At 44.6% G+C, this 20,042-nt stretch carries 17 protein-coding genes and 2 pseudogenes; 7 read left to right on the top strand and 12 right to left on the bottom strand.

Translation table 11 applies throughout. The annotated features are described in order from the left end of the window. The first annotated feature begins 153 nt into the window (after positions 1-153). Both ACBR23_RS16055 and cbiE read left to right on the top strand, forming a co-directional pair. Positions 154-939: a DUF1868 domain-containing protein gene (locus tag ACBR23_RS16055; protein WP_341737968.1), complete on the top strand. Its 786-nt coding sequence runs from the start codon at positions 154-156 to the stop codon at positions 937-939. 162 nt (positions 940-1,101) lie between these two features. Next, entirely contained in the window at positions 1,102-2,418 is a 1,317-nt protein-coding gene (cbiE, locus tag ACBR23_RS16050) for a precorrin-6y C5,15-methyltransferase (decarboxylating) subunit CbiE (RefSeq protein ID WP_371119919.1), read from the top strand. Between the two features lie 147 nt (positions 2,419-2,565). Here cbiE and ACBR23_RS16045 read toward each other — a convergent pair whose 3' ends face one another. Continuing rightward, on the bottom strand, positions 2,566-3,444 hold the full coding sequence (locus tag ACBR23_RS16045; RefSeq protein WP_371119918.1) for a type II CAAX prenyl endopeptidase Rce1 family protein: 879 nt from the start codon (positions 3,442-3,444) through the stop codon (positions 2,566-2,568). Positions 3,445-3,472: 28 nt separating this feature from the next. Continuing rightward, positions 3,473-3,808 carry a XisI protein gene (locus ACBR23_RS16040; protein WP_340525081.1) on the bottom strand — a complete coding sequence of 112 codons (336 nt, stop codon included), beginning with the start codon at positions 3,806-3,808 and terminating at the stop codon, positions 3,473-3,475. A gap of 256 nt (positions 3,809-4,064) precedes the next feature. Between ACBR23_RS16040 and ACBR23_RS16035 the strand changes: the two genes are divergently transcribed. Continuing rightward, the gene (locus ACBR23_RS16035; RefSeq protein WP_371119917.1) at positions 4,065-5,561 is read left to right on the top strand and encodes a glycosyl hydrolase family 57; all 1,497 of its coding nucleotides are present in this window, start codon (positions 4,065-4,067) and stop codon (positions 5,559-5,561) included. 1,090 nt (positions 5,562-6,651) lie between these two features. Next, positions 6,652-6,840 (top strand): hypothetical protein, encoded by a 189-nt coding sequence (locus tag ACBR23_RS16030; protein WP_371117008.1) that lies wholly within the window; start codon positions 6,652-6,654, stop codon positions 6,838-6,840. Positions 6,841-6,867: 27 nt separating this feature from the next. Here ACBR23_RS16030 and ACBR23_RS16025 read toward each other — a convergent pair whose 3' ends face one another. The 4 genes and pseudogenes from ACBR23_RS16025 to ACBR23_RS16010 all read right to left on the bottom strand — a co-directional run bounded on the left by ACBR23_RS16025 (position 6,868) and on the right by ACBR23_RS16010 (position 9,202). Beyond that, complete coding sequence (locus ACBR23_RS16025; protein ID WP_340525708.1) at positions 6,868-7,167, bottom strand: hypothetical protein; 300 nt, start codon at positions 7,165-7,167, stop codon at positions 6,868-6,870. A 48-nt stretch (positions 7,168-7,215) separates the two neighbouring features. Beyond that, a complete protein-coding gene (locus ACBR23_RS16020; protein WP_371119916.1) occupies positions 7,216-7,566 on the bottom strand; it encodes a DNA-3-methyladenine glycosylase in 351 nt (116 codons plus the stop codon). Between the two features lie 63 nt (positions 7,567-7,629). Next, positions 7,630-8,815: pseudogene (locus tag ACBR23_RS16015) on the bottom strand (RNA-guided endonuclease InsQ/TnpB family protein). A gap of 63 nt (positions 8,816-8,878) precedes the next feature. Next, positions 8,879-9,202: a DNA-3-methyladenine glycosylase gene (locus ACBR23_RS16010; protein WP_371117005.1), complete on the bottom strand. Its 324-nt coding sequence runs from the start codon at positions 9,200-9,202 to the stop codon at positions 8,879-8,881. A 20-nt stretch (positions 9,203-9,222) separates the two neighbouring features. Here ACBR23_RS16010 and ACBR23_RS16005 point away from each other — a divergent pair, with 20 nt between their 5' ends. Beyond that, the gene (locus tag ACBR23_RS16005; protein WP_096830678.1) at positions 9,223-9,345 is read left to right on the top strand and encodes a hypothetical protein; all 123 of its coding nucleotides are present in this window, start codon (positions 9,223-9,225) and stop codon (positions 9,343-9,345) included. Positions 9,346-9,554: 209 nt separating this feature from the next. Then, positions 9,555-10,964, top strand: coding sequence for a 23S rRNA (uracil(1939)-C(5))-methyltransferase RlmD (gene rlmD / locus ACBR23_RS16000; RefSeq protein WP_371117004.1), 1,410 nt, complete (start codon positions 9,555-9,557; stop codon positions 10,962-10,964). 212 nt (positions 10,965-11,176) lie between these two features. Here the strand turns inward: rlmD and ACBR23_RS15995 are convergent, their stop codons facing one another. From ACBR23_RS15995 to ACBR23_RS15970, 6 genes are all read right to left on the bottom strand, one after another. Then, positions 11,177-12,049 (bottom strand): MBL fold metallo-hydrolase, encoded by an 873-nt coding sequence (locus ACBR23_RS15995; RefSeq protein ID WP_371119915.1) that lies wholly within the window; start codon positions 12,047-12,049, stop codon positions 11,177-11,179. Between the two features lie 217 nt (positions 12,050-12,266). Then, positions 12,267-13,562, bottom strand: a complete 1,296-nt coding sequence (locus ACBR23_RS15990; RefSeq protein ID WP_371119914.1) for an HhoA/HhoB/HtrA family serine endopeptidase — start codon at positions 13,560-13,562, stop codon at positions 12,267-12,269. 454 nt (positions 13,563-14,016) lie between these two features. Next, a complete protein-coding gene (locus ACBR23_RS15985; RefSeq protein ID WP_371118114.1) occupies positions 14,017-15,099 on the bottom strand; it encodes an AI-2E family transporter in 1,083 nt (360 codons plus the stop codon). Positions 15,100-15,363: 264 nt separating this feature from the next. After that, the gene (locus ACBR23_RS15980) at positions 15,364-16,416 is read right to left on the bottom strand and encodes a D-alanine--D-alanine ligase family protein (protein WP_371119913.1); all 1,053 of its coding nucleotides are present in this window, start codon (positions 16,414-16,416) and stop codon (positions 15,364-15,366) included. Between the two features lie 160 nt (positions 16,417-16,576). Beyond that, a complete protein-coding gene (miaB, locus tag ACBR23_RS15975) occupies positions 16,577-17,926 on the bottom strand; it encodes a tRNA (N6-isopentenyl adenosine(37)-C2)-methylthiotransferase MiaB (RefSeq protein WP_371119912.1) in 1,350 nt (449 codons plus the stop codon). Positions 17,927-18,396: 470 nt separating this feature from the next. Then, positions 18,397-19,551, bottom strand: coding sequence for a DNA cytosine methyltransferase (locus ACBR23_RS15970; RefSeq protein ID WP_371119911.1), 1,155 nt, complete (start codon positions 19,549-19,551; stop codon positions 18,397-18,399). Between the two features lie 328 nt (positions 19,552-19,879). Between ACBR23_RS15970 and ACBR23_RS15965 the strand changes: the two are divergent. Next, positions 19,880-20,042 (top strand): annotated as a pseudogene (locus ACBR23_RS15965) (photosystem II q(b) protein); the annotation flags it as partial.

Below are 20,042 nucleotides of genomic sequence, written 5' to 3'. Positions count from 1 at the left end.
AAGTTAGGATTTGTGCGATCGTGACAAATTCTGTCACACTCAACAGTACGAAGGAATCTCAAACATAGATTTTTCGCTCTGGGCGCGCAAGTCCTAACAGTTTTCAAGTCGGGTAAGTGCCCAAAGCTATTAATTAGCACGAGGAAATGGAGATTGGACGATACTTATCAAGCTTATGTAAATAGGGTAGCGCGATTGACGCTGCTGGACTCCTACAAGTCCCAAGTAGAGCACATCCAGGAATCTCCCAAGTTTAAATTGGACGAAACTGGTGTCAAAGTTGCAGTGCCTTTTCCCGGCTATTCGCTGATTACGCCACCAGCCGGAGAAGATGCAGAAAATGCAGCACTCTATGAGAACTTGCACTCTTGTCAACAACGGCTATTGCAGGAACTTCATCCGGGTTCCTTGATCCCACTACCTCCCGATAGCTTCCATGTAACGGTGGCAGATTTGATTTGGAGCAGTGCTTTTCAAGATGCCTCCGATAAAAATCCTGAATTTGAGGCGCAACTACGATCGCGCATGGCCGATGGTTTTGCAACCTCAAAACCAGTCCGGGCTGGCGGTACTCCCCTTCGCTGGATAGTGCTGGGTTTTATGGTGATGACGAGAGCTGTAGGTGTGTGTGTGGCACCGACGGACGAAAACTCTTACAAGCAAATTCTAGAGTTGCGTCGATCGATCTATCAAAATCCCGATTTAATTGGTTTGGGAATTGAACAGCAATATCACTTTACAGCACACATTACCCTGGGCTATTTCGGGGACACCGGGCCCAACCTAGACCGCGATCGCCTGTGTGCTTTGCTGTCGGAGTTAAACGATCAATGGCTGGATACGCCGCAAGAACTATCCGTACACCGAGCCGAACTGCGGAAGTTTGACGACATGAATCGCTATTATCGGGAACCAGACTGGCCTGTTTTTGAGTTTTAACCAACGGGGAAGGAAGGGAGAGGGTTGATTTTCCCCCTCTCCCATTCTCCCCATTGCCCCTTAAATGGTTTAATTATTTTGGCTTGGTAACAAATTGCAGTACAAAAATATAATTAATCAGGAAAAATTAGCTAGTCTAGTTTTTTGATTTTTGCTGAAAAAGTGACAGTACACGTAGTTGGTATCGGTTTAGATGGAGCTGCTGGGCTTAGTGCATCGGCACGGCAGGTTATAGAAATGGCCGCTCTGCTAGTAGGGAGCGATCGCCATTTAAGTTATTTTCCCCAGGAATCCTGCGAGCGCTGGGTGTTAGAAGATTTGAACACCGTAATTCTAGAAATTCGGCGTTGGCTGGCATTAAATGCGAATCTAGAGCCAGATAGAGAGACTTTTTCACAGCCCTCTAGAGCCTCGGAGCAACACATTGTAATTTTGGTAGCGGGCGACCCCCTGTTTTACGGCTGGGGAAAGTTGTTAATTGCTCAATTACCAGCAGCAAAATTGATTTTTCACCCCCACGTCAGTTGCGTGCAGTTGGCTTTTAATCGCTTGAAAATTCCTTGGCAAGATGCACACTTTGTGGGTTCCCAGGGACTTTATTTTGAGGAATTGACGGCAAAACTTAAACTCGGTGTCGAGAAGATTGCGGCGCTAGTGGATGAAATTCACACTCCGGCTGCACTGGCAAATTTGGTGCAAGCTCTAGATTTGCCTACACGCTACGAATTTTGGGTTTGTGAAAATTTGGGGTCTGCGGACGAGCGGGTGGGGCCGAGACCTCTGTCAGCTTTGCTGGAAGAGTCTTTTGCACCCCTGAGTGTGGTGGTGATGCTGCGGGAGTGCCAGATGGAGGCGGCATCTTTGGATTTGGAAAAGTTGCCTTTGTTGGGTATACCGGATGGGGCTTTTATTGGTTGTGGCGATCGCCCTGGTTTAACGGTAGAACGGGAAGTGCGGGTGTTAGTATTGGCGCAATTGGCTTTGCAACGAGAACAAGTGGTTTGGGATGTGGGTGCTGGGAATGGTGCTGTATCGATCGAAATTGCTCGCTTATTCCCCCAGTCTCAGGTTTATGCGATCGAACAAACAGTTTCTGGTACCTCTGCGATCGAATTCAACTGCACCCGTTTTCGGCTGCAAAATCTGCTCTCGATTCACGGCACCGCCCCGGAAATCTTGCACCGCTTACGTCCTCCGCACCGAATTTTTATTGGCTGTAGTGGCCCTGCCTTGACTAAAATTTTGGGTGTTTGCGCCCTGCGCCTGCTCCCTGGGGGTTCCATCGTGCTAGTTTTGGATGTTTTGGAAGATATTGCTACTGTGTTGAGCTGGATGGGCGATCGAGTGCGTCGGGAGCCCCACTGGAGTTATCGCATTGTGCAAGTGCAGTTATCGCGTTCTTTGCAGGGAGTAAATTTGACTCGTTTCGATTCCTTGCGGCCAGTTTCGATAGTTACCATCGATCGCCTTTTAGATTAATGTGCAATGATTTAACCGCAGATTTCAGCAGATTTACAAAAACCCAGTTTCTCCCTCTTATCTTCCTCTTTCCCCCCTTGGGGGGGGCAGGGGGGGGTCGCCCTCTGTGGTTAAATCATTCCGATACAACCAAATTTGCCATAAATCCTAGCCGATTCCTTTTTCCATCACAAATAGTACAGTTCCTGTTGTTAGTAATAACATAATTCCGGCCGCACCAGCTAAGGGTTTTTCGGCTATTCCTGTAATCCATTCAGGAACCCTTTGGCTAGGCTTAATTAGTTGAGCTGTATCGACGATGGTTATCCCCCAAATCCAGCCTGCATGGAGTCCGATCGCCATACCTAAACTACCATTATCTACGGCGCGGGCTAGGGCTAAAACCATCCCCATCAGCCACAACCCAGGAAGTTGGGGTACGGTTTCTTTAGGAGCCCAGATCAGGTGGGCGATCGCGAAAATGAAACTGGCGATCGCTGCTGCTATGATTATTGAGTAATCTTGTTGCAGTAAATTTGGCAAACAGCCGCGAAAGATTAACTCTTCTGTCGCACTAATCCACAGTGCTAACAAAAAAATCAGGAGAGTAGAAGGATTGAGGATAGAAGCCCAAGGATTAAGGATTTTTTCGCTGGTTTTGCTTTCAACTTCGCTGTTTTGTAGTTGAATCCAACCCAAGGCTAATTGTAACCCAAATAAAATGGCTAAGCTGACTACTCCTAATCCTAATCCTAGGAGTGCAGAGATTAAGGTGGTGGGTTGCCAAAACCAACCCCAGTCGGCAAAGGATACACTTTCTATCCAGGTTGTCGCCCATAAAATGAAGGGGACTAGGAGGTAGAGGGAGGCTACTAATGGTAGTTTTTTGTTTCCCAAGGGTTCGGGTGGTTGCCATTTTAGGGCGATCGCGACCATAATGGCGATCGGCAACCATAGACAAGTCCAAGTTAAGAAAAAAACCATTACTTTGACAAGGGCTGGTATGGACGGCGACAGCAGTCGCAGGTTAGTTAGAGTGTTCCACATTTAAACATTAATCCTACAAGACAAACTTCTAACTTACTGCATAGTCAGTCAACTTCCGAATATAAGGTGGATGAAACCCAACAACAATATCATCCTTTGGTATACCCATTGCGGATAACTGTTCGCCAACCTCGTCCTCCGTGCTGTTCCACTGAATCCAAATCTTGTTATCTTTAATATCAAAGTGCATCACAGGCCCAAAAATTCGCTGCTTGTTTTGCCATCCAATGTAAAGCAATTGATAATGATCGCCCTCCACATCAGCAATAATTTGAGCTTCAATATCATCATTTGATGAAACAAATTTGGCGTGTTCTGTAAGCAATTGCCTAATACAGTTTCGATACTTATTTAAGTCTGCCATTTTGTACACATATTCTGCTACTCTTAAATTTTACAGCTATTTTATACCATTTTTTTATGAGGCTGCATAGAATCAGATCCCCCCTAGCCCCCCTTAATAAGGGGGGGACAAGATTCTTCTCAAAGTCCCCCTTCCCCCCTTGGGGGGGGCTAGGGGGGGGTGGGGATTTAGGGGGATCGAGATATATGCAACTTCACATTAAATTGGTATTAGCAATAGCAGACAGTACCGCTCCACAAATATTGAGGAAAGTTTTATGCCTGCGATCGCACAATCCCCCAACTCATCCATTTTAAACGAAATCAATTCAGGATTGCCCAACATTTGCGGCTCCGAAGCAGAAATTAGCGCCGCAGTCAATAGCAATGAACCAGTCTTTCTACCTACGACAAACCTCCGCCTCGAAAATATTCAAGCCGGATTCGCCTGCGCCCTCCATATGCACCAGCCCACAATTCCGGCCGGTGCAAACGGCGAACTAATCAGCAATCTTCAGAATATGTTTGAACATCCCAACCAAGGAGACAATCACAACGCCGGAGTCTTTGCTTGGTGCTATTCCCGCATGGGAGAATTCATTCCCCAACTGATTGCTGAAGGTTGCAACCCGCGCATTATGCTTGACTATTCGGGCAATTTATTGTGGGGATTGCGCCAAATGGGACGTGACGATATTTTTGATAATCTCAAGCGCATTACCTGCGATCCACAATATCAACCTCACGTAGAATGGCTGGGGACAATGTGGAGTCACGCCGTCATTCCTTCAACTCCAATTCCCGACATCAAACTCCACATTCAAGCATGGCAACATCATTTTGCCGCCATTTTTGGCATAGATGCCCTGAAGCGCGTCAAAGGTTTTTCGCCCCCAGAAATGCACTTTCCCAATCATCCTGACACGCTTTATGAATACATCAAAGCTTTGAAAGAATGCGGCTACCGCTGGCTGATGGTGCAGGAACATTCTGTCGAAAACATTGATGGTTCGGGATTGTCGCAAGACCAAAAATATATTCCCAATCGTTTGATGGCGCGCAATTCTCACGGCGAAACAATTAGCATCACGGCTTTGATTAAAACTCAAGGTTCTGATACAAAATTGGTCGGTCAAATGCAGCCTTATTACGAAGCAAAAGGACGTAATAAACAGCAAATTGGTAATGTCACAATTCCTTCTTTAGTCACTCAGATTGCTGATGGCGAAAATGGTGGGGTGATGATGAATGAATTCCCCAGCGCCTTTGTCAAAGCTTGGCACGAAAACCGGGAACAAGGTGGCGGAAAATCTGGGGTTGTCGGTTTAAATGGTACTGAATATTTGGAACTCATTGAGGCGGCGGGGGTTAATCCTGATGATTATCCGATTTGTCAAGGGGTTAACCAGCACAAAATCTGGCAATTAGTCGATCCTGATAGTACGACACCGGAAAAGGTGGAAAGTGCGATCGTCAAAATCAAGCAAACCGACCACAATTTTCACATGGATGGTGCTTCTTGGACTAACGATTTGAGTTGGGTGAAAGGCTACGAAAATGTCTTGGAACCGATGAATCAACTTAGCGCAGCATTTCACAGAAAATATGACCCGCTGGTGCAGGAAGATGCGGCGGTTACTAAGCAGTTTGAATATCAACAAGCTTTGCTTTACAATTTGTTGGTGCAAACAAGTTGTTTCCGCTATTGGGGACAGGGAACTTGGACTGATTATGCGCGGGAACTTTATAATCGGGGCGCTGCTTTAATGAAGTAAGCTGTTACGCATTTATAGGTATTGTAGGGTCCGTAGGGGCGAATGGCCATTCGCCCGTACAAGGCGTTAGGTAAAAAAATAGTATTGTAGGGTCCGTAGGGGCGAATGGCCATTCGCCCGTACAAGGCGTTTCCTATTACTACATTGATAGACAAAAAATTGTTGTAAATATCACATCGAAGAAATTGACGCATATGGTAAAGAAATCCAAAAGAAATCCAACATAAATCCAGAGACGGAATTGGTACAGCAAGCGGTACAAGCAATACGAAAGGAATTTGCACCACCACCGAGCGGTGTTATAACAAGCACCATCATAAATAACAAGACTACCGACTTCTTATCTTCGTGATGACGAGACTACCATATCTTATCTTTAGCGATCGCCAAGATTTCAGCACCAATTGAATTGCCCCACACAATTTCCTAGGTTTTGAGGATTTCATTACCTACCAGGGGGTTCGAAAAAAAGAGAGAAACAGACAAGATGACTGTTCCTCTCTCTGTTGTTTTAAAAATCATCAATAAATTGTTACATAGAATACAGAAGTTAGGCAAAAAGTAGGAATATAAAGACAAGAATCCTAGAGAAGCGCGAAAAAGCTAATAAAAGGAATAATGATTTAAAAAAACCGCCATAAATTTAGGACTGTAACAATTAGCGAAGATAAACTTTTCAGCAACAGCCATAATTTCAGGATTATTTTCTAACCAAATCTCCCACAATCTTTGAGCATCCTCATCTTTTTTTGGGGGATTTTTAGTTTTCTTTTCCCCACTTTTAGGCGGAGCTTTAGTTAACTTGGGCAATAAAACATTCCCCCAAAAAAACCTTTTTTTAGATTTAGCTTTCGGTTGATATTGCTGACAAAAACCCCTTAATATATAAGCTGTTATACCAATTTTTTATGAAGCTGCATAGAATTCGATCCCCCCTAACCCCCCTTAAGAAGGGGGGGACAAGAGTCCAATCAAAGTCCCCCTTCTTAAGGGGGATTTAGGGGGATCGGAATATGTGCAACGACCCATTAAATTGGTATTACGCATTTAAACCACTAACTATCCATGTAGGGTGCGTCAGTACGGGCGAATGGCTATTCGCCCCTACGCACGGGCGAATGGCCATTCGCCCCTACGCACCCTACAATACCATTTTAAATGCGCTCAATATGCACATATTGCCTGGTGGACGATGAGTTTCGCTGGAGTTAAATCTGCTTATGTTATGCGTTTTTCTCCTTGGCGATCGGAGTCCGGGCAATTACTAATTACCCATTAGCAATTACCCATTCCCCATTACCCAATCTTACATTTCCTGCATCAATCGCAAATAATTTTGCCGCATCTGCGTCATATTTTCCATCATTTTATTCGCCATATCTTTCTCAACATCGCTCATTTGTTGCCAAAATAAAGCCGATCGCCTAGCTATAATCGCCTCTTGCCATAACATCTCCAAAAGTTGCGCCGCCATTGGGTTTTCAGCATCGATAATCCCACATAATTGCTCGAAGGCTCGGTTTGCTTCGGCGTGACTGCTAACATCCTGGGCTAGCGTTAGGCATTTCTTGAGTTGTACGATCGGATTTTCAGAAGAGTAAGCCATAATTTGATTGAGATAAGTGACAAAATTTACACTGACATTTTGAGATTACTAGAATTTAGACACGGCCGGATAGTTCCCTAGATACCAACGCCAAGGTAAATCCATTCCTTGAGAAATCCCAATCCGCGTAGTTTGCACGATATTAATCGTACCTGACTCGATCGCCTGCTGAAATTCCTCACTCCGGTGTTCCAGCCGCAGCGCTTCCCCCGTACCCAAAGCTAAACCATTCCAAGTTCGATCGATCTCAAGTACCTTACACAGTTTGCCAGGCCCAGAGGCGAGGCGCGATCGCACCTTTTCGGGGAGGTGGGAGAATCTTTGGGGAACTGCATCTAGCTGTAAAGCTCTAATTAACACAGTGCTAGCAACTCCGTCTGCATCCGTTACGACATTCAAGCAATGATACATCCCTTGACACTCTGGGCGCGTGAACGCACTCTTGATTCTTTAATCTACGAGTCAACTTGCTTGCGACTGGATTTCTCCAACCAAAGTAGAGGTTAATTCTCCTAAAGCGTTGCTTGCATCAAGTGCAAAGGTTCCGGTATGCCCTACCGTACCCAATCCTCGACTTAGGATGTTTCTAGCTGCGTTTTCATCTCTATCCATCGCACAACCACATTTACAAATATGAGTTCTTGTGGATAAAGTTTTTTTCACAATTTCACCGCAGCTATAGCATTCTTGGCTGGTATATGCTGGGTTGACAGCCACCGTGACTCTCTCAAATACTTTACCAAAATATTCAAGCCAGACACGGAACTGATACCAAGAAGCGTCGTTAATCGACTTAGCTAGACATTGATTTTTTACCATATTTTTAATTCTCAAATTAACGCACGGCTATGAAGTCGTTAGACTGAACTACGCACCGTGCTAATTTCACAGCATGGTCTTTACGCTGCCTACTTATTTTGAGATGGCGTTTACCTAAAATCTGCCTAGCCTTGCCTCTATTTTTTGAACCTTTTACCTTCCTTGATAAGCGACGCTGACACCGCTTCAGAACCTTTTCACCTGCTCTGAGGAACTTGGGATTTTCAACCATTACTCCGTTTGAATCGGTGTAATATTCCTTCAATCCCATGTCTAAACCCACAGTCTTGCCTGTTGGTTCAGTATTCTCCTTCCTGTCAACGTCAATACAAAACTGAACGTATACTCCCGTAGCCCTTTTTACCAATCTCACCCGTTTGATTTGGCTAATTTGATAAAAATGCAGGTCGCGAGTACCTTTTAGTCTAAGCTTGCCTATCCTTTTTTTGTCGCTAAAGGTGATAGACTTTCTATTTTCAGCGAGTTTCCATCCGCTAGTTTTATACTCGACAGAACGACAGTCTTTTTGAAACTGCGGATACCCTTTTTTGCCGGGAGTTTTCTTTTTACAGTTGTCGTAAAATCGAGAGATGGCAGACCATGCCCTTTCGGCACTAGCTTGTCTGGCCATTGAGTTGAGTTCTGATGCAAACGGGAATTCATGAGCCAGTACGGCACAGTATTTCTGCAAGTCGTATTGCCCAATCTTTTGATTATCCATCCACAGCCGAATACAGCTATTTCGGACAAATTGCGCTGTCCGAATTGCTTCATCTACCGCAGAGAACTGATCGGATTTCCCGTAGGCTTTAAACTCAAAAACTAGCATGGTTTTACCTCCTAACTTATATTACTTCAATTGATATAATATTTCCTTGAGGTTTGCAAAGCTTTACAAAGCCGTCAAGCGAAGGCGATGCACTGAGCTTCGCCGAAGTGAGCTTCGCCGAAGTGACGGGGCTTTAGACCCCTTTTTTCGGTAAACATAAATCCTCCCCGCAGGGCCGAACATCGCCTCGTTGCGAGGAGTTCGGCGCGCGTAAGCGTGACAAGCGGGATCGAATGGCCCATAGGCTTCGGTTTCCACAATCATGGCCCGAATCGTCTCCCCGTCAGGAAACTTTCGGACCAGACTACAGCCAAGTAAATCTGGCGCTACCCTAGTAGATGGCCGCGCTAGCCAAAAAGACTCTACAATTTGAGTATTTCCACTCACTGAACCAAAGAAGGTAAATTATGGACGTTAAGTTAGTTTTAGCAGTCTTGACAGCCGTTTTCACCGTGTGCTGTTTATTCTTCGGCACAAAAAACGGATTCTACGACAGCGACAAGTATCATGGTAACGGTTCTGCTCACTAATTAGAGGGGACTATTAGTTTCTTAAAAAAAAGCGCAACCTGACTGAAAGGTTGCGCTTTAATTATGGGAGATATTTATTATCAATTACCAATTACCAATTGCCAATTACCTATTACCTATTACTCAAAATCTTTTTTTTGCCTAAGTCCTATTTTGATGGGATAATAGATTTAAAATGCTTCAACCTTAAAGCATTCAGAACAATATTAATGAACCAATCTAAATTCCCCATACCCAAATCGAAATCGGTAAACCCTTGCCAGCAAGGTCAACTGATAGAAATAGAGATTACTGACTTGGCCGATACCGGCGACGGAGTTGGCCGTTTTGGTCAGCTTGTGGTGTTTGTGGCTGACACTGTTCCGGGCGATCGAGTTCTTGTCCGCCTCATGCAAGTCAAATCCACCTATGCTACAGGTAAGCTGGACACGCTTCTGGAAGCATCGGAACACCGCATCCGACCCAACTGTATTGTCGCAGACAAGTGCGGTGGCTGTCAGTGGCAGCACGTAGATTATGATTATCAGCTTACAGCTAAACAAAATCAAGTCATTCAAGCTTTAGAACGCATTGGCGGCTTTAGCGATTTGCGAGTAGATGAAATTTTAGCCGGAAAAATAGATAATTTCCCCCAATTTTTGGGATACCGCAACAAAGCAACCTATCCTTTAGGCATATCTGTCACAGGTCAAGTTCAAGCGGGTTACTATCAAAAAAGCACTCACAAATTAGTTAATTTGAATCAGTGTCCAGTCCAAGACCCCAGGCTAAATCCTTTATTAAAAGACGTGAAAGAAGACATACACTGGCGAGATTGGCCTGTGTATGATGAAAAGCAGCATACAGGAGAATTGCGTCACTTATCTTTGCGAATTGGACGACGCACCGGCGAGATGTTACTAACTTTAATCGTTCGGACAGGAGATTTGCCCGGACTGGAAGCCCAAGCCTCTGATTGGTTGAAGCGCTATCCTGAACTGACTGGTGTTTGTTTGAATATCAATTCTGCCAAAACTAATGTGATTTTTGGTGCGGAAACTCGCTGTATTGTCGGTCGTGCTTATCTGCGAGAAGAGTTTGCTGGTTTGGAGTTTCAGTTAAGGGCGGATACTTTTTTTCAGGTGAATACAGAGGCGGCTGAGGGTTTGTTGCAGGCGATTGTAGCGGAATTGAATTTGCAGGGAAATGAGGTTTTGGTGGATGCTTATTGCGGGATTGGCACTTTTACCTTGCCGCTGGCGAAACAAGTGCAAAAAGCTGTAGGTTTGGAAGTGCAAGCTGAGGCGATCGCCCAAGCGGATTTAAATGCTGAATTAAATGGCTTGAAAAATGTGACATTTAAGGTTGGAACTGTGGAAAAGTTACTGCCACAGTTGGATGTTGTGCCGGATATTGTGTTGTTAGATCCGCCGCGTAAGGGGTGCGATCGCTCGGTTTTAGAAACTATTAAGCAAATTAAACCGAGTCGGATTGTTTATATTAGCTGCAAGCCGGCTACTTTGGCTCGCGACTTGAAAATTTTGTGTGAAAATGGGGATTATAAATTGGTGCGGGTGCAGCCTGCTGATTTCTTTCCTCAGACTTCTCATGTGGAGTGTGCGGCTTTTTTAGTAGCTTAAGTCGCTGAATTGGAGCGGGTTTATTTATTATTTGAATGGGATGCAAATATTTAGGGTAAAACCCGCCCCAACAACATTAATGGGGGCAAAAAAATCCAGTTTGGGCGATCGGCTAAAATCAGTCGCGAAATAGACTTCCCGAAATTCACCTGACGCACTCTACAACTCGATCTTAGTGTGTCAGGTTTAGTCATGATGTATTCTTTCTCCTGTCAAGCATCGAGCATCCAAGCAATACACTGCTGCATTTGCTCTCGCATAATTTCCACCTCAGCATGATACCTGCGACCGTGCCCAGGTAACACCCATTCAAAGTCATAATTAGCCAAATTCTGCATGGATTTGATTTGTGCTTCCCAAGAATACCAACAGACTTGGCGAAATCCAATCAAATGCTGCAAACTTTCTGACCAAGCGAGATGATCGCCACTAAACAAAAACTTGTTATTATAAAGTAAAACTGTGTGACCTTTCGTGTGACCAGGTACTGCAATAATCAACAAATCATCTGCTATTTGATGCGGTTCGTTCCCAGACAATTGAATTTCTACACTGCGAGTACCCGCATTAACTTCGTCACTATGCAAAATGCGATCGCAGCCAAAATGGTCTCGGTATTGTTGATGATCTGCCACATCATCCCGGTGAGTCAAGTACAGATAGCGAATCCCCCCCATGGCTTCGATATTTTTAACTAGCGGCGGCACAAAACGAGGAGAATCGACCAAAATATTGCCCTCTGGGCGGACAATTAAATAGCTAGCAGCACCGTAGGATTTCTCGGAATGGTAGCCACAGTGGTAGATATTTTCTGCTACGAGTGCTGGCAAATGTTGCTGAACTTCCTTGATATTTTTTGGTTTGTCCACAGTGCCGATCGAACTTGTGGGACAAGACAAAAGAGCTGCGAGCGATCGCCTTTCTTCAGTCTCGTTAGTTGGCTGATGGTAAACCGCCGATTGTTCTCCCACTTCCACAAATACTTCCGGGGCCATCCACCGACAAGTATCGCAGCTAATGCAGGTACTGTCTACATAAAAATTACCACTAATATTCTCAGGACGCCGCCGATTAATATGAGCCATGTTTCTACCTCTTAATAACAAATATAAATACTTGTCAATTATACCAATAGGACTTACGCATGGGGGTTCAGAAACCGGGTTTTTTTGAGAATACTTCGTTGTGGCGCGCAGATGTGGTAAAAAACCCGGTTTCTTTGAAGACTTACGCACGGGTGGAACGATTAGATCCCCGACTTCTTGAAGAAGTCGGGGATCTGGGTGTCCTATTTTTTAGATGCTACTGCTGCTTCTGATTCGCTGGAAAAGCACCAGATTTCACAGCCACAGTCACAGCTTGTCCGCCACGACTCAACTCAAGCTGCATATCGCTACCAACCTTACTTTTCTCCACAATTTGCTGTACGCTACCAGCATCGCTGACTTCTTGACCATTAATTTTTTTGATCACATCAGCAACGCGAACACCAGCTTGTGCCGCCGGAGAATCTTTCACAATTCCCAAAACTAACACACCTTTATCTTCCGTCAGCCTCAATTTAGTGTTGGGATTTTTATTAAATTCGGCCTTGACTTCGGGAGTAATACTCAACATCCGAACGCCCAGATAAGGATGTTCGGCTTTACCTGTTGTTGCTAACTCCTCGGCAATTTGTTGTGCTCGATCGATCGGAATAGCAAAACCCAATCCCTGAGCACCTTGAATAATCGCCGTATTCATGCCAATAACTTGACCGCGTTGGTTTAGCAATGGGCCGCCGGAATTACCAGGATTAATCGCAGCATCAGTTTGAATAAAGCTGACGCGCTTGTCGGGAACACCCACATCCGAGCTAGAACGACCTGTAGCGCTAATAATCCCCACCGTTACAGTATTGTCCAAACCGAGGGGATTGCCGATCGCGATCGCCCATTCACCAGGCTGCAACTCTTCCGATTTACCCAAACTAACCACAGGCAAATTGTTAGCTTCAATTTTAACCACAGCCACATCTGTCACTGTATCTATACCTAAAACTTTGCCGACAAATTCCCGACCATCTTTCAGTTTTACCGTCACCGTATCCGCACCATCAACAACGTGAGCGTTAGTCAAAATGCGACCATCGGAACCAAAAACAAAACCCGAACCTGAACCCCGTTCGACCCGATTTTGTGGCGCACTCGGAGATTCTGAGCCAAAGAAACGACGGAAAAATGGGTCTTCTAAAACATCAGGTTGTTGGCTCTTCACTGTGCGAGAGGAATTAATCCGTACCACTGCTGGGCCGACTTGCTGCACTACTTTTGTCACAAAATTAGAGTCTTGAGAGGGCAGTATATTAACAGGAACTGCTGCAATGGGCGCTGGACTTGAGGTTTCACCTTTGATAGCATTAGAACTCCCCGGCACTTGCGAAGTTAGGGCATTGCACCCAACAGTAGCCGTGGAACCGATCAAAATCAAAGATAAAAAAGCCAGTTTTTTCGGTAAAGACAAACGGCGATGATGCTGAGTTTGATTAGGCATATTTTGGGTTTCGGTAATATTGATTTGATTGGAATCAGAGCGGTAATTATAATTAGGGTTTTTCATTGGTAGTACCTACTAAATTAAGTTATGGCAGAAGCAAGATAATCAATGGTTAGACCCAGGAAAAAATTCGGGAGACATCGATAAGGTTGCTATCAAACGAAAGAAGCTTTAATATCAAATCCGGTAACATCGGAATTATTCATCTCTCTTATCTCCCTCTGTGTTCTCTGCGTTCTAGTAAGGTTAAATCATTCCGATGCAGCCGGAAACGATATAACTTAAATTGAAGCATTTTTTACCTCTGTTTGTTTGGGGAATTTACCCTACACCTTGGGGTAGAAACCGTGCTAGGTATGGTCAACTTTGGTTTCCACCGGTGGCGGAGATTTGGAGCCGAACTCAGGCAGCACTGGCTAATTGGCTGATGCTTCAACAATCAAAACTACGGCCCCTGACGTGGAGATTCCGCATTCGCCAGGAATTTTTCACACTTTTGACAACGAAATTAGCCAGTTTATCGATCGGCAGACTCAACAAAAACTCCCGCATTACTTTCTTTCGAGAGGTTTCTGGAATGTTCCACAGCATCAACAGCATTCTTAATAAAACCAGCCATCGGCACAGCCACCAACAAACCAACTACTCCACCCACCTTGATTCCCACCAGGAGCGAAACTAAAATCCAGACGGGATTGAGACCAATAAAACTGCCCATCAGCCTAGGGGCTACTGCATTTTCAATTAATTGATCGATGACTGTAGCCACGGCCAAAACTGTCACTCCCAGCCAAAAGTTGTTAAGTGTGATTAGCAAACTAACCATGCAAATACTAAAAGGTGCTCCAAAAGGAATTAGAGTCATGACACCCACGCCCAAACCAAACAATAGGCCGAAGGGAACTCGCAAAATTAAAAAAGCAACCGTCATGGAAAGTCCCATCAAACTTGCTAAAGTTGCCTGTCCAACGAAGTAGTTGTGAAAGCTTCGCGGTAGCAATTCTCGCAATTGGAGACTCAGCTTGGAGGGCAACCATTTAAACAAGCCTTCCCAAACTTTATCGCCATGCAACAGCAAGTAAAATGTCAGAACTATTGTGAGGAGAAAGTTCAATAGACTGTCTGCTGCGCCTAAGCCAAATTTCAGAATTTCCCCGGTTAGAGACTGCAATTGAGCCGAAAGTCGATCGCTCAATTGAGTAGTCAAACCACTAACATCTATACGTAGATTACGATTTTCTGCCCATTTGTGGAAGGCTTCAATCTGTTCGGTGCCAGAAACGATCCAAGTCGGCAGTCTGGTTGCAAGTTCGGTGAGTTGAGTTAGTAGAATCGGAGCCAGAGTCAGGCCTAAAACCACCAGTACGAATAAAGTAACAAGTAATACTGACAAAACCGCCCGATCGCGCTTCATGCCATAACTCGACAGAAACCGGACTGGGTAATCTAGCAAAAAAGACAGCACTGTAGCGATAACTAAAACAGTAATCAGGGCGCGAAAATATTCAAAGACTAGGAGGGCTAACCAGCAGTTGAGTATTGCTAGGGGGAATAACAATCCATAAATCCACCACTGCGGTAATTTAGTGAAAGGTCTCATTTAAGTTAACGGATTTAAAACCTGAGATTCTAGAGTTAAGTTGAACCCTAATGTTTGTCGCTCTCATTTACTCATACCTGCCTAATGGAAAATTCCCAGTTGTTGAGCTGGCAGCGAAAATTTGGTTTTACACCAAAACCTGCTCCCACAACAATCTTATCTCGTTTCCGCAGGTAAGGATATATAACCTGCGGAATAATTTATTTTTGGATCTTGGTAGTTTACCGTTTAAGGTTCGCGATTCAAGATTTCTCGCCGTGGCGCTCAGAGAGCTAATTGAATTAAACAGTCTACTAATTCCGAGAAAGAAATACCCGAAGCTTCCCAAAGTTGGGGATACATACTGGTAGCAGTGAAGCCGGGAAAGGTGTTGATTTCATTAATCAAAACTTCTCCTGTAGATTCAACGTAAAAAAAGTCTACTCTGCCTAGACCAGCTCCGTCTACTGCTAAAAATGCTTGCACGGCCATTTCTTTAATTTTTGAAATGATGGCACTACTTACCTGGGCCGGAATTGACAAATCAGCTTGCCCTTGGGTATACTTAGTTTCGTAATCATAAAAATCGCTGCTAAAACTAATTTCTCCCACCGTGGAAGCTTGGGGATTGTCATTACCCAAAACCGCACATTCTAATTCTCTAGCAACTACACCAGCTTCCACAATTATCCGGCGATCGTAACTAGCAGCACTGTCGAGAGCAGCTTCTAATTCGGCGCGCGATCGCACTTTAGAAATTCCCACCGACGAACCCAAATTAGCAGGCTTCACAAAGCAAGGATAGCCCAAAGTTTCCTCAATTTTGTCGCACAGTTTCGGGAAAACACAAGGATTAGACCAGATTTCCGAACGATTAACCGCGATGTATTTTACCTGCGGCAAACCTGCGTGAGCAAAGGCCATTTTCATCGCAATTTTATCCATTCCCATCGCCGAAGCTAAAACCCCGGAACCCACAAACGGAATTTGCATTAATTTCAGTAACCCTTGCACCGTACCGTCTTCGCCGTTTGGTCCGTGCAGAACAGGAAAAAAAACATCTATGTCATTGAAACTAGGAAATTCACGAGAGAAAACAGACTCATTATCTGTTCCTGCTGGATTTATTTCCAGAGGTTGTCCGGCTGCTAAAACTTCTTGAGGTATTGTTCCCGACAACCAGCGGCCGTCTTTTTGGATATAGAAGGGCTGAACTTCGTACTTGGTGGCATTTTCGTCCGAAGCAAGAGCTCGCGCGATCGCCCTTGCGGAACTAATTGAGACTTCGTGTTCCCCCGATCGCCCGCCGAATAACAGCCCGACCCGTATTTTTGTCATTTTTTCCCTACTCCTAGCACTTCTTGACAAATATACACGGAGAGAGCGCAACTAACGCACAGACAAACCGCTTTAAGACTACATATCCCCTCCATTCCACTCCTCCTCTGTGTCCTCTGCGCTCTCTGCGGTAAAAAAAAATACATCTTCTTAGAAGACTTCACCAATTTTCCACCATTTCCCCAGTCAAGCTAAAAGCGCGAATATCTGTAATCTTAACCCGCACTATTTTACCCGCTAATTCAGCAATATCACCCTTAAAAAAAGTCAGACGATTGCCGCGAGTCCGCCCCATCACCTGACTGGGTACTTTGAGATTTTGGACTTCGACTAATACCTCTTCAACACGTCCGAAATAGCGTTGCGATCGCTCCATAGCCGTTGTTGTCACCACATGATTAATCCGTTGTAGGCGATCGGCCTTCACCTCCTCACTCAACTGATTTTCCCACAAAGCGGCCGGTGTGCCTGGGCGTGGCGAATAAGCCGCCGTATTCACCAAATCGAAACCAACATCTTCAATCAACTTCAAAGTCTTCTCAAACTGCGCCTCCGTCTCCCCAGGAAAGCCCACAATCGCATCAGCAGTAATCGAAGCATCCGGCATATAACGGCGAATTGTATCAATAATTCGCAGGTATTTCTCCTGAGTATAGCCCCGCGACATCGCCTTCAAAATATCATTGTCGCCAGACTGAAAAGGAATATGAAAATGTTCGCAAACCTGGGGTAATTCCGCACAAGCCTTAATTAATCTTTCCGTAAAATAGCGGGGATGGCTAGTAGCAAATCGCAGGCGATCGACTCCAGGAACATCCTGCACAAAATAAAGCAAATCCGTCAAAGTATGCTGGTTGCTGCCGTCCGGTTTTGTCCCAGGCAAATCGCGTCCGTAAGCATCAATATTCTGCCCCAACAAAGTTACTTCCTTGTAACCTTGACGGCCCAACTCTTCCATTTCGGCCCGGATAGCCTCCGGCATTCGCGACTGTTCAACCCCGCGCACATTCGGCACAACACAATAAGTGCAACGTTCATTACAACCATAAATTACATTCACCCAAGCCGTCACCTTACTATCGCGGCGAGGCTTAGTAATATCCTCCATAATCTCAACAGCTTCAGTGGCCACAACTTGATTTCCCTCGAACACTTGTTCCAGTAAATCTTCAAGCCGATTCGCGTGTTGTGGCCCCATTACCAAGTCTAATTCCGGCACTCTGCGTAGGAGCGCTTCACCTTCTTGCTGCGCCACGCATCCTGCTACAATTAAAGTTAAACCCGGTTCCTGGCGCTTGCGGTGAGCCTGTCTTCCCAGATTAGAATAAACTCTTTGTTCCGCATTGTCGCGAATCGTGCAAGTATTGTAGAGAATCAAGCTAGCTTCGTTAGGGTCTTCCGAGAACTCAAAGCCCATATTTTCCAGAATGCCGGCCATCCGTTCGGAGTCGGCTTTATTCATCTGGCATCCGAAAGTGGTAATGTGATAGCGGCGGGGTTTAACAGTCATGGCGAATTGCAGGCAAATAAAAAATCTAGGTTTTCAACCTTAACCAACTATTATATAACAAATGTAAACTATTTATGAACTTTTATTTTTATTAATTCATTAAAAAAACCACTTTCACCAATTTTTAGGGTTGGTGAAGCACCCCGATTAACTTGCGCCAGCCATAAATAAATATGAGAACCACGCCTCACGCACCAAAATCTATTTGCTATAAATACTCATTTTTCAAACTGCTCTCAGCAACCCCTAGCCTGTGTGGGGTGCGGCCATAAACTTGTTACAGATGGGGGCGAGAAACCCGGTTTCTACGAATTTTGCTTTGTCGTCACGACCAATCTACAAAAAAAACGAGTTTATGAGATATAGCAATCCTAAATCATTGTTGAATTTCTTACTCCCTCCCGTTACTAAGGGGAGGGTTGGGGTGGGGTAAAAATATTTACGAATCATTTAGGACTATATATTGGCACTTATTTATCTATTGATTTTCGACATAAAAACTGATAAATTGTTCGAGCTATCCCGCGCGCTGCTAAATAAGGAACTCCATTTCCCACGGTTTTAAACATATTAGTTAATGTCATATTTTCGGGCAGTGCAAATTTTTTAGGTAGTGACTGAATAGCCAGCGTTTCTGCAACAGAAAGCCTGCGAACTTTGTAAGGGTGCAAGTGAACTTCGTTATTACCATAACAAGCAGTCGGCGAATAACGCCACCTGTGCAAACGCTTGTAAGATTTTTTAGAATCATCTCCCTCATCGACAGCAGCAAACCTTTTAATCCCCGCTCTTGGTTGAAAATAATGTTCCGCATTCGGATGGTTAATTACATCATTTTTTTTCAGCCAAAACTCAACGGTCAACTCTTGGGGAATACAATCAGGACAATGCAAAAAACCATCGCAAACAAAAGCATCAGTCTCAGGCCAAGGATGAGAAAAAACTTCAGATTTGGGATATAAAATCTGACTTGACCAAGGAAATACGCCTTCAGGTAGCATTTGGCTATTTTTATCTAAGGAAATCCCCATATCTTTGACAAGATGCTTTCGGAAACCGATTAAAATAATTCGATCTCTATCTTGTGGCACACCATATTCGATCGCATTAATTAAACGTTCCACAAAGAGATATCCTGCCTCAGCCAACAGATGCTTGAGTTCGTCATAAAACGCTTTATGCTTTTTTGTTCTCCACAAACCTTTAACATTTTCAAACACAAAGAAATCAGGCTGCTGTTGGCAAATTAATTCAATATACGAAGCTGAAAGTTTGCCTTTATCTCCTTCCCCACCTCGGTTTTTGCCACCGATTGAAAAGTCAGGACAAGGCGGCCCGGCAATAAATCCAATAATCTCGTGATTTTTGCGAGCATCTTGCATCAATTCCCGCAAGTGAAGTGCTGGTTTTCCCTCTACAAGTCGAGTCACATCTGCTTCCTCTCCTTCGCAGTGTCCGTATTCGGGCTGTGGCAAATTTAGACACTGGCGAGAGTGACGGTATGCTTGGATGAATGGCGAGAATATTTCATTTACATAAGCTACATTAAAGCCGATCGACTCAAAACCCAAATCGAGGAAGCCTGAACCTGAAAAGAAAGAAAATATACAAGGAAAACGTTGCATTAAAGGATACCAGCAATTTTGATTTCAAAACCAGCTACAGCCAGTTTGTAGCACATTAGATATAGAACTTGCACTCTGGCGATCGAGAGCGCACCTCAACCCAAATATCCCATATATATAGTCACCGTGCCTGATGCCCGATGCCCAGTCCCCGCACCCCGCAAGGGGGGATGGGGGAGTTGCCCCATGCCCGCCTACTATATATAAGCCCAGCTTATAATCGTCATCAGTTTAACTGTCGTTACACCCCTTTACAAATCTTAGTGATAGCCGTAATAATAGAGACATCATCCGAACATTGACAACCAAATACAGCAATCATAAAACCATGACAACAACCTTACAACAGCGCGAAAGCGCCAACGTCTGGGAACGGTTCTGCGAGTGGGTCACAAGCACAGACAACCGGATTTATATCGGTTGGTTCGGCGTCTTGATGATTCCTACCCTCTTAACTGCTACCATCTGCTACATCGTTGCCTTCATCGCTG

This window comes from Microcoleus sp., from assembly GCF_041354475.1.
GTDB lineage: Bacteria > Cyanobacteriota > Cyanobacteriia > Cyanobacteriales > Microcoleaceae > Microcoleus.
This window is presented reverse-complemented; position numbering and strand designations above follow the sequence as displayed.

Coding starts and splice junctions, on each gene's coding strand:
- ACBR23_RS16045 (WP_371119918.1), bottom strand. CDS start 3,444: ATGTGGAACACTCTAACTAACCTGCGACTGCTGTCGCCGTCCATACCA.
- ACBR23_RS16040 (WP_340525081.1), bottom strand. CDS start 3,808: ATGGCAGACTTAAATAAGTATCGAAACTGTATTAGGCAATTGCTTACA.
- ACBR23_RS16035 (WP_371119917.1), top strand. CDS start 4,065: ATGCCTGCGATCGCACAATCCCCCAACTCATCCATTTTAAACGAAATC.
- ACBR23_RS16030 (WP_371117008.1), top strand. CDS start 6,652: ATGGCTATTCGCCCCTACGCACGGGCGAATGGCCATTCGCCCCTACGC.
- ACBR23_RS16025 (WP_340525708.1), bottom strand. CDS start 7,167: ATGGCTTACTCTTCTGAAAATCCGATCGTACAACTCAAGAAATGCCTA.
- ACBR23_RS16005 (WP_096830678.1), top strand. CDS start 9,223: ATGGACGTTAAGTTAGTTTTAGCAGTCTTGACAGCCGTTTTCACCGTG.
- rlmD (WP_371117004.1), top strand. CDS start 9,555: ATGAACCAATCTAAATTCCCCATACCCAAATCGAAATCGGTAAACCCT.
- ACBR23_RS15995 (WP_371119915.1), bottom strand. CDS start 12,049: ATGGCTCATATTAATCGGCGGCGTCCTGAGAATATTAGTGGTAATTTT.
- ACBR23_RS15990 (WP_371119914.1), bottom strand. CDS start 13,562: ATGAAAAACCCTAATTATAATTACCGCTCTGATTCCAATCAAATCAAT.
- ACBR23_RS15985 (WP_371118114.1), bottom strand. CDS start 15,099: ATGAGACCTTTCACTAAATTACCGCAGTGGTGGATTTATGGATTGTTA.
- ACBR23_RS15980 (WP_371119913.1), bottom strand. CDS start 16,416: ATGACAAAAATACGGGTCGGGCTGTTATTCGGCGGGCGATCGGGGGAA.
- miaB (WP_371119912.1), bottom strand. CDS start 17,926: ATGACTGTTAAACCCCGCCGCTATCACATTACCACTTTCGGATGCCAG.
- ACBR23_RS15970 (WP_371119911.1), bottom strand. CDS start 19,551: ATGCAACGTTTTCCTTGTATATTTTCTTTCTTTTCAGGTTCAGGCTTC.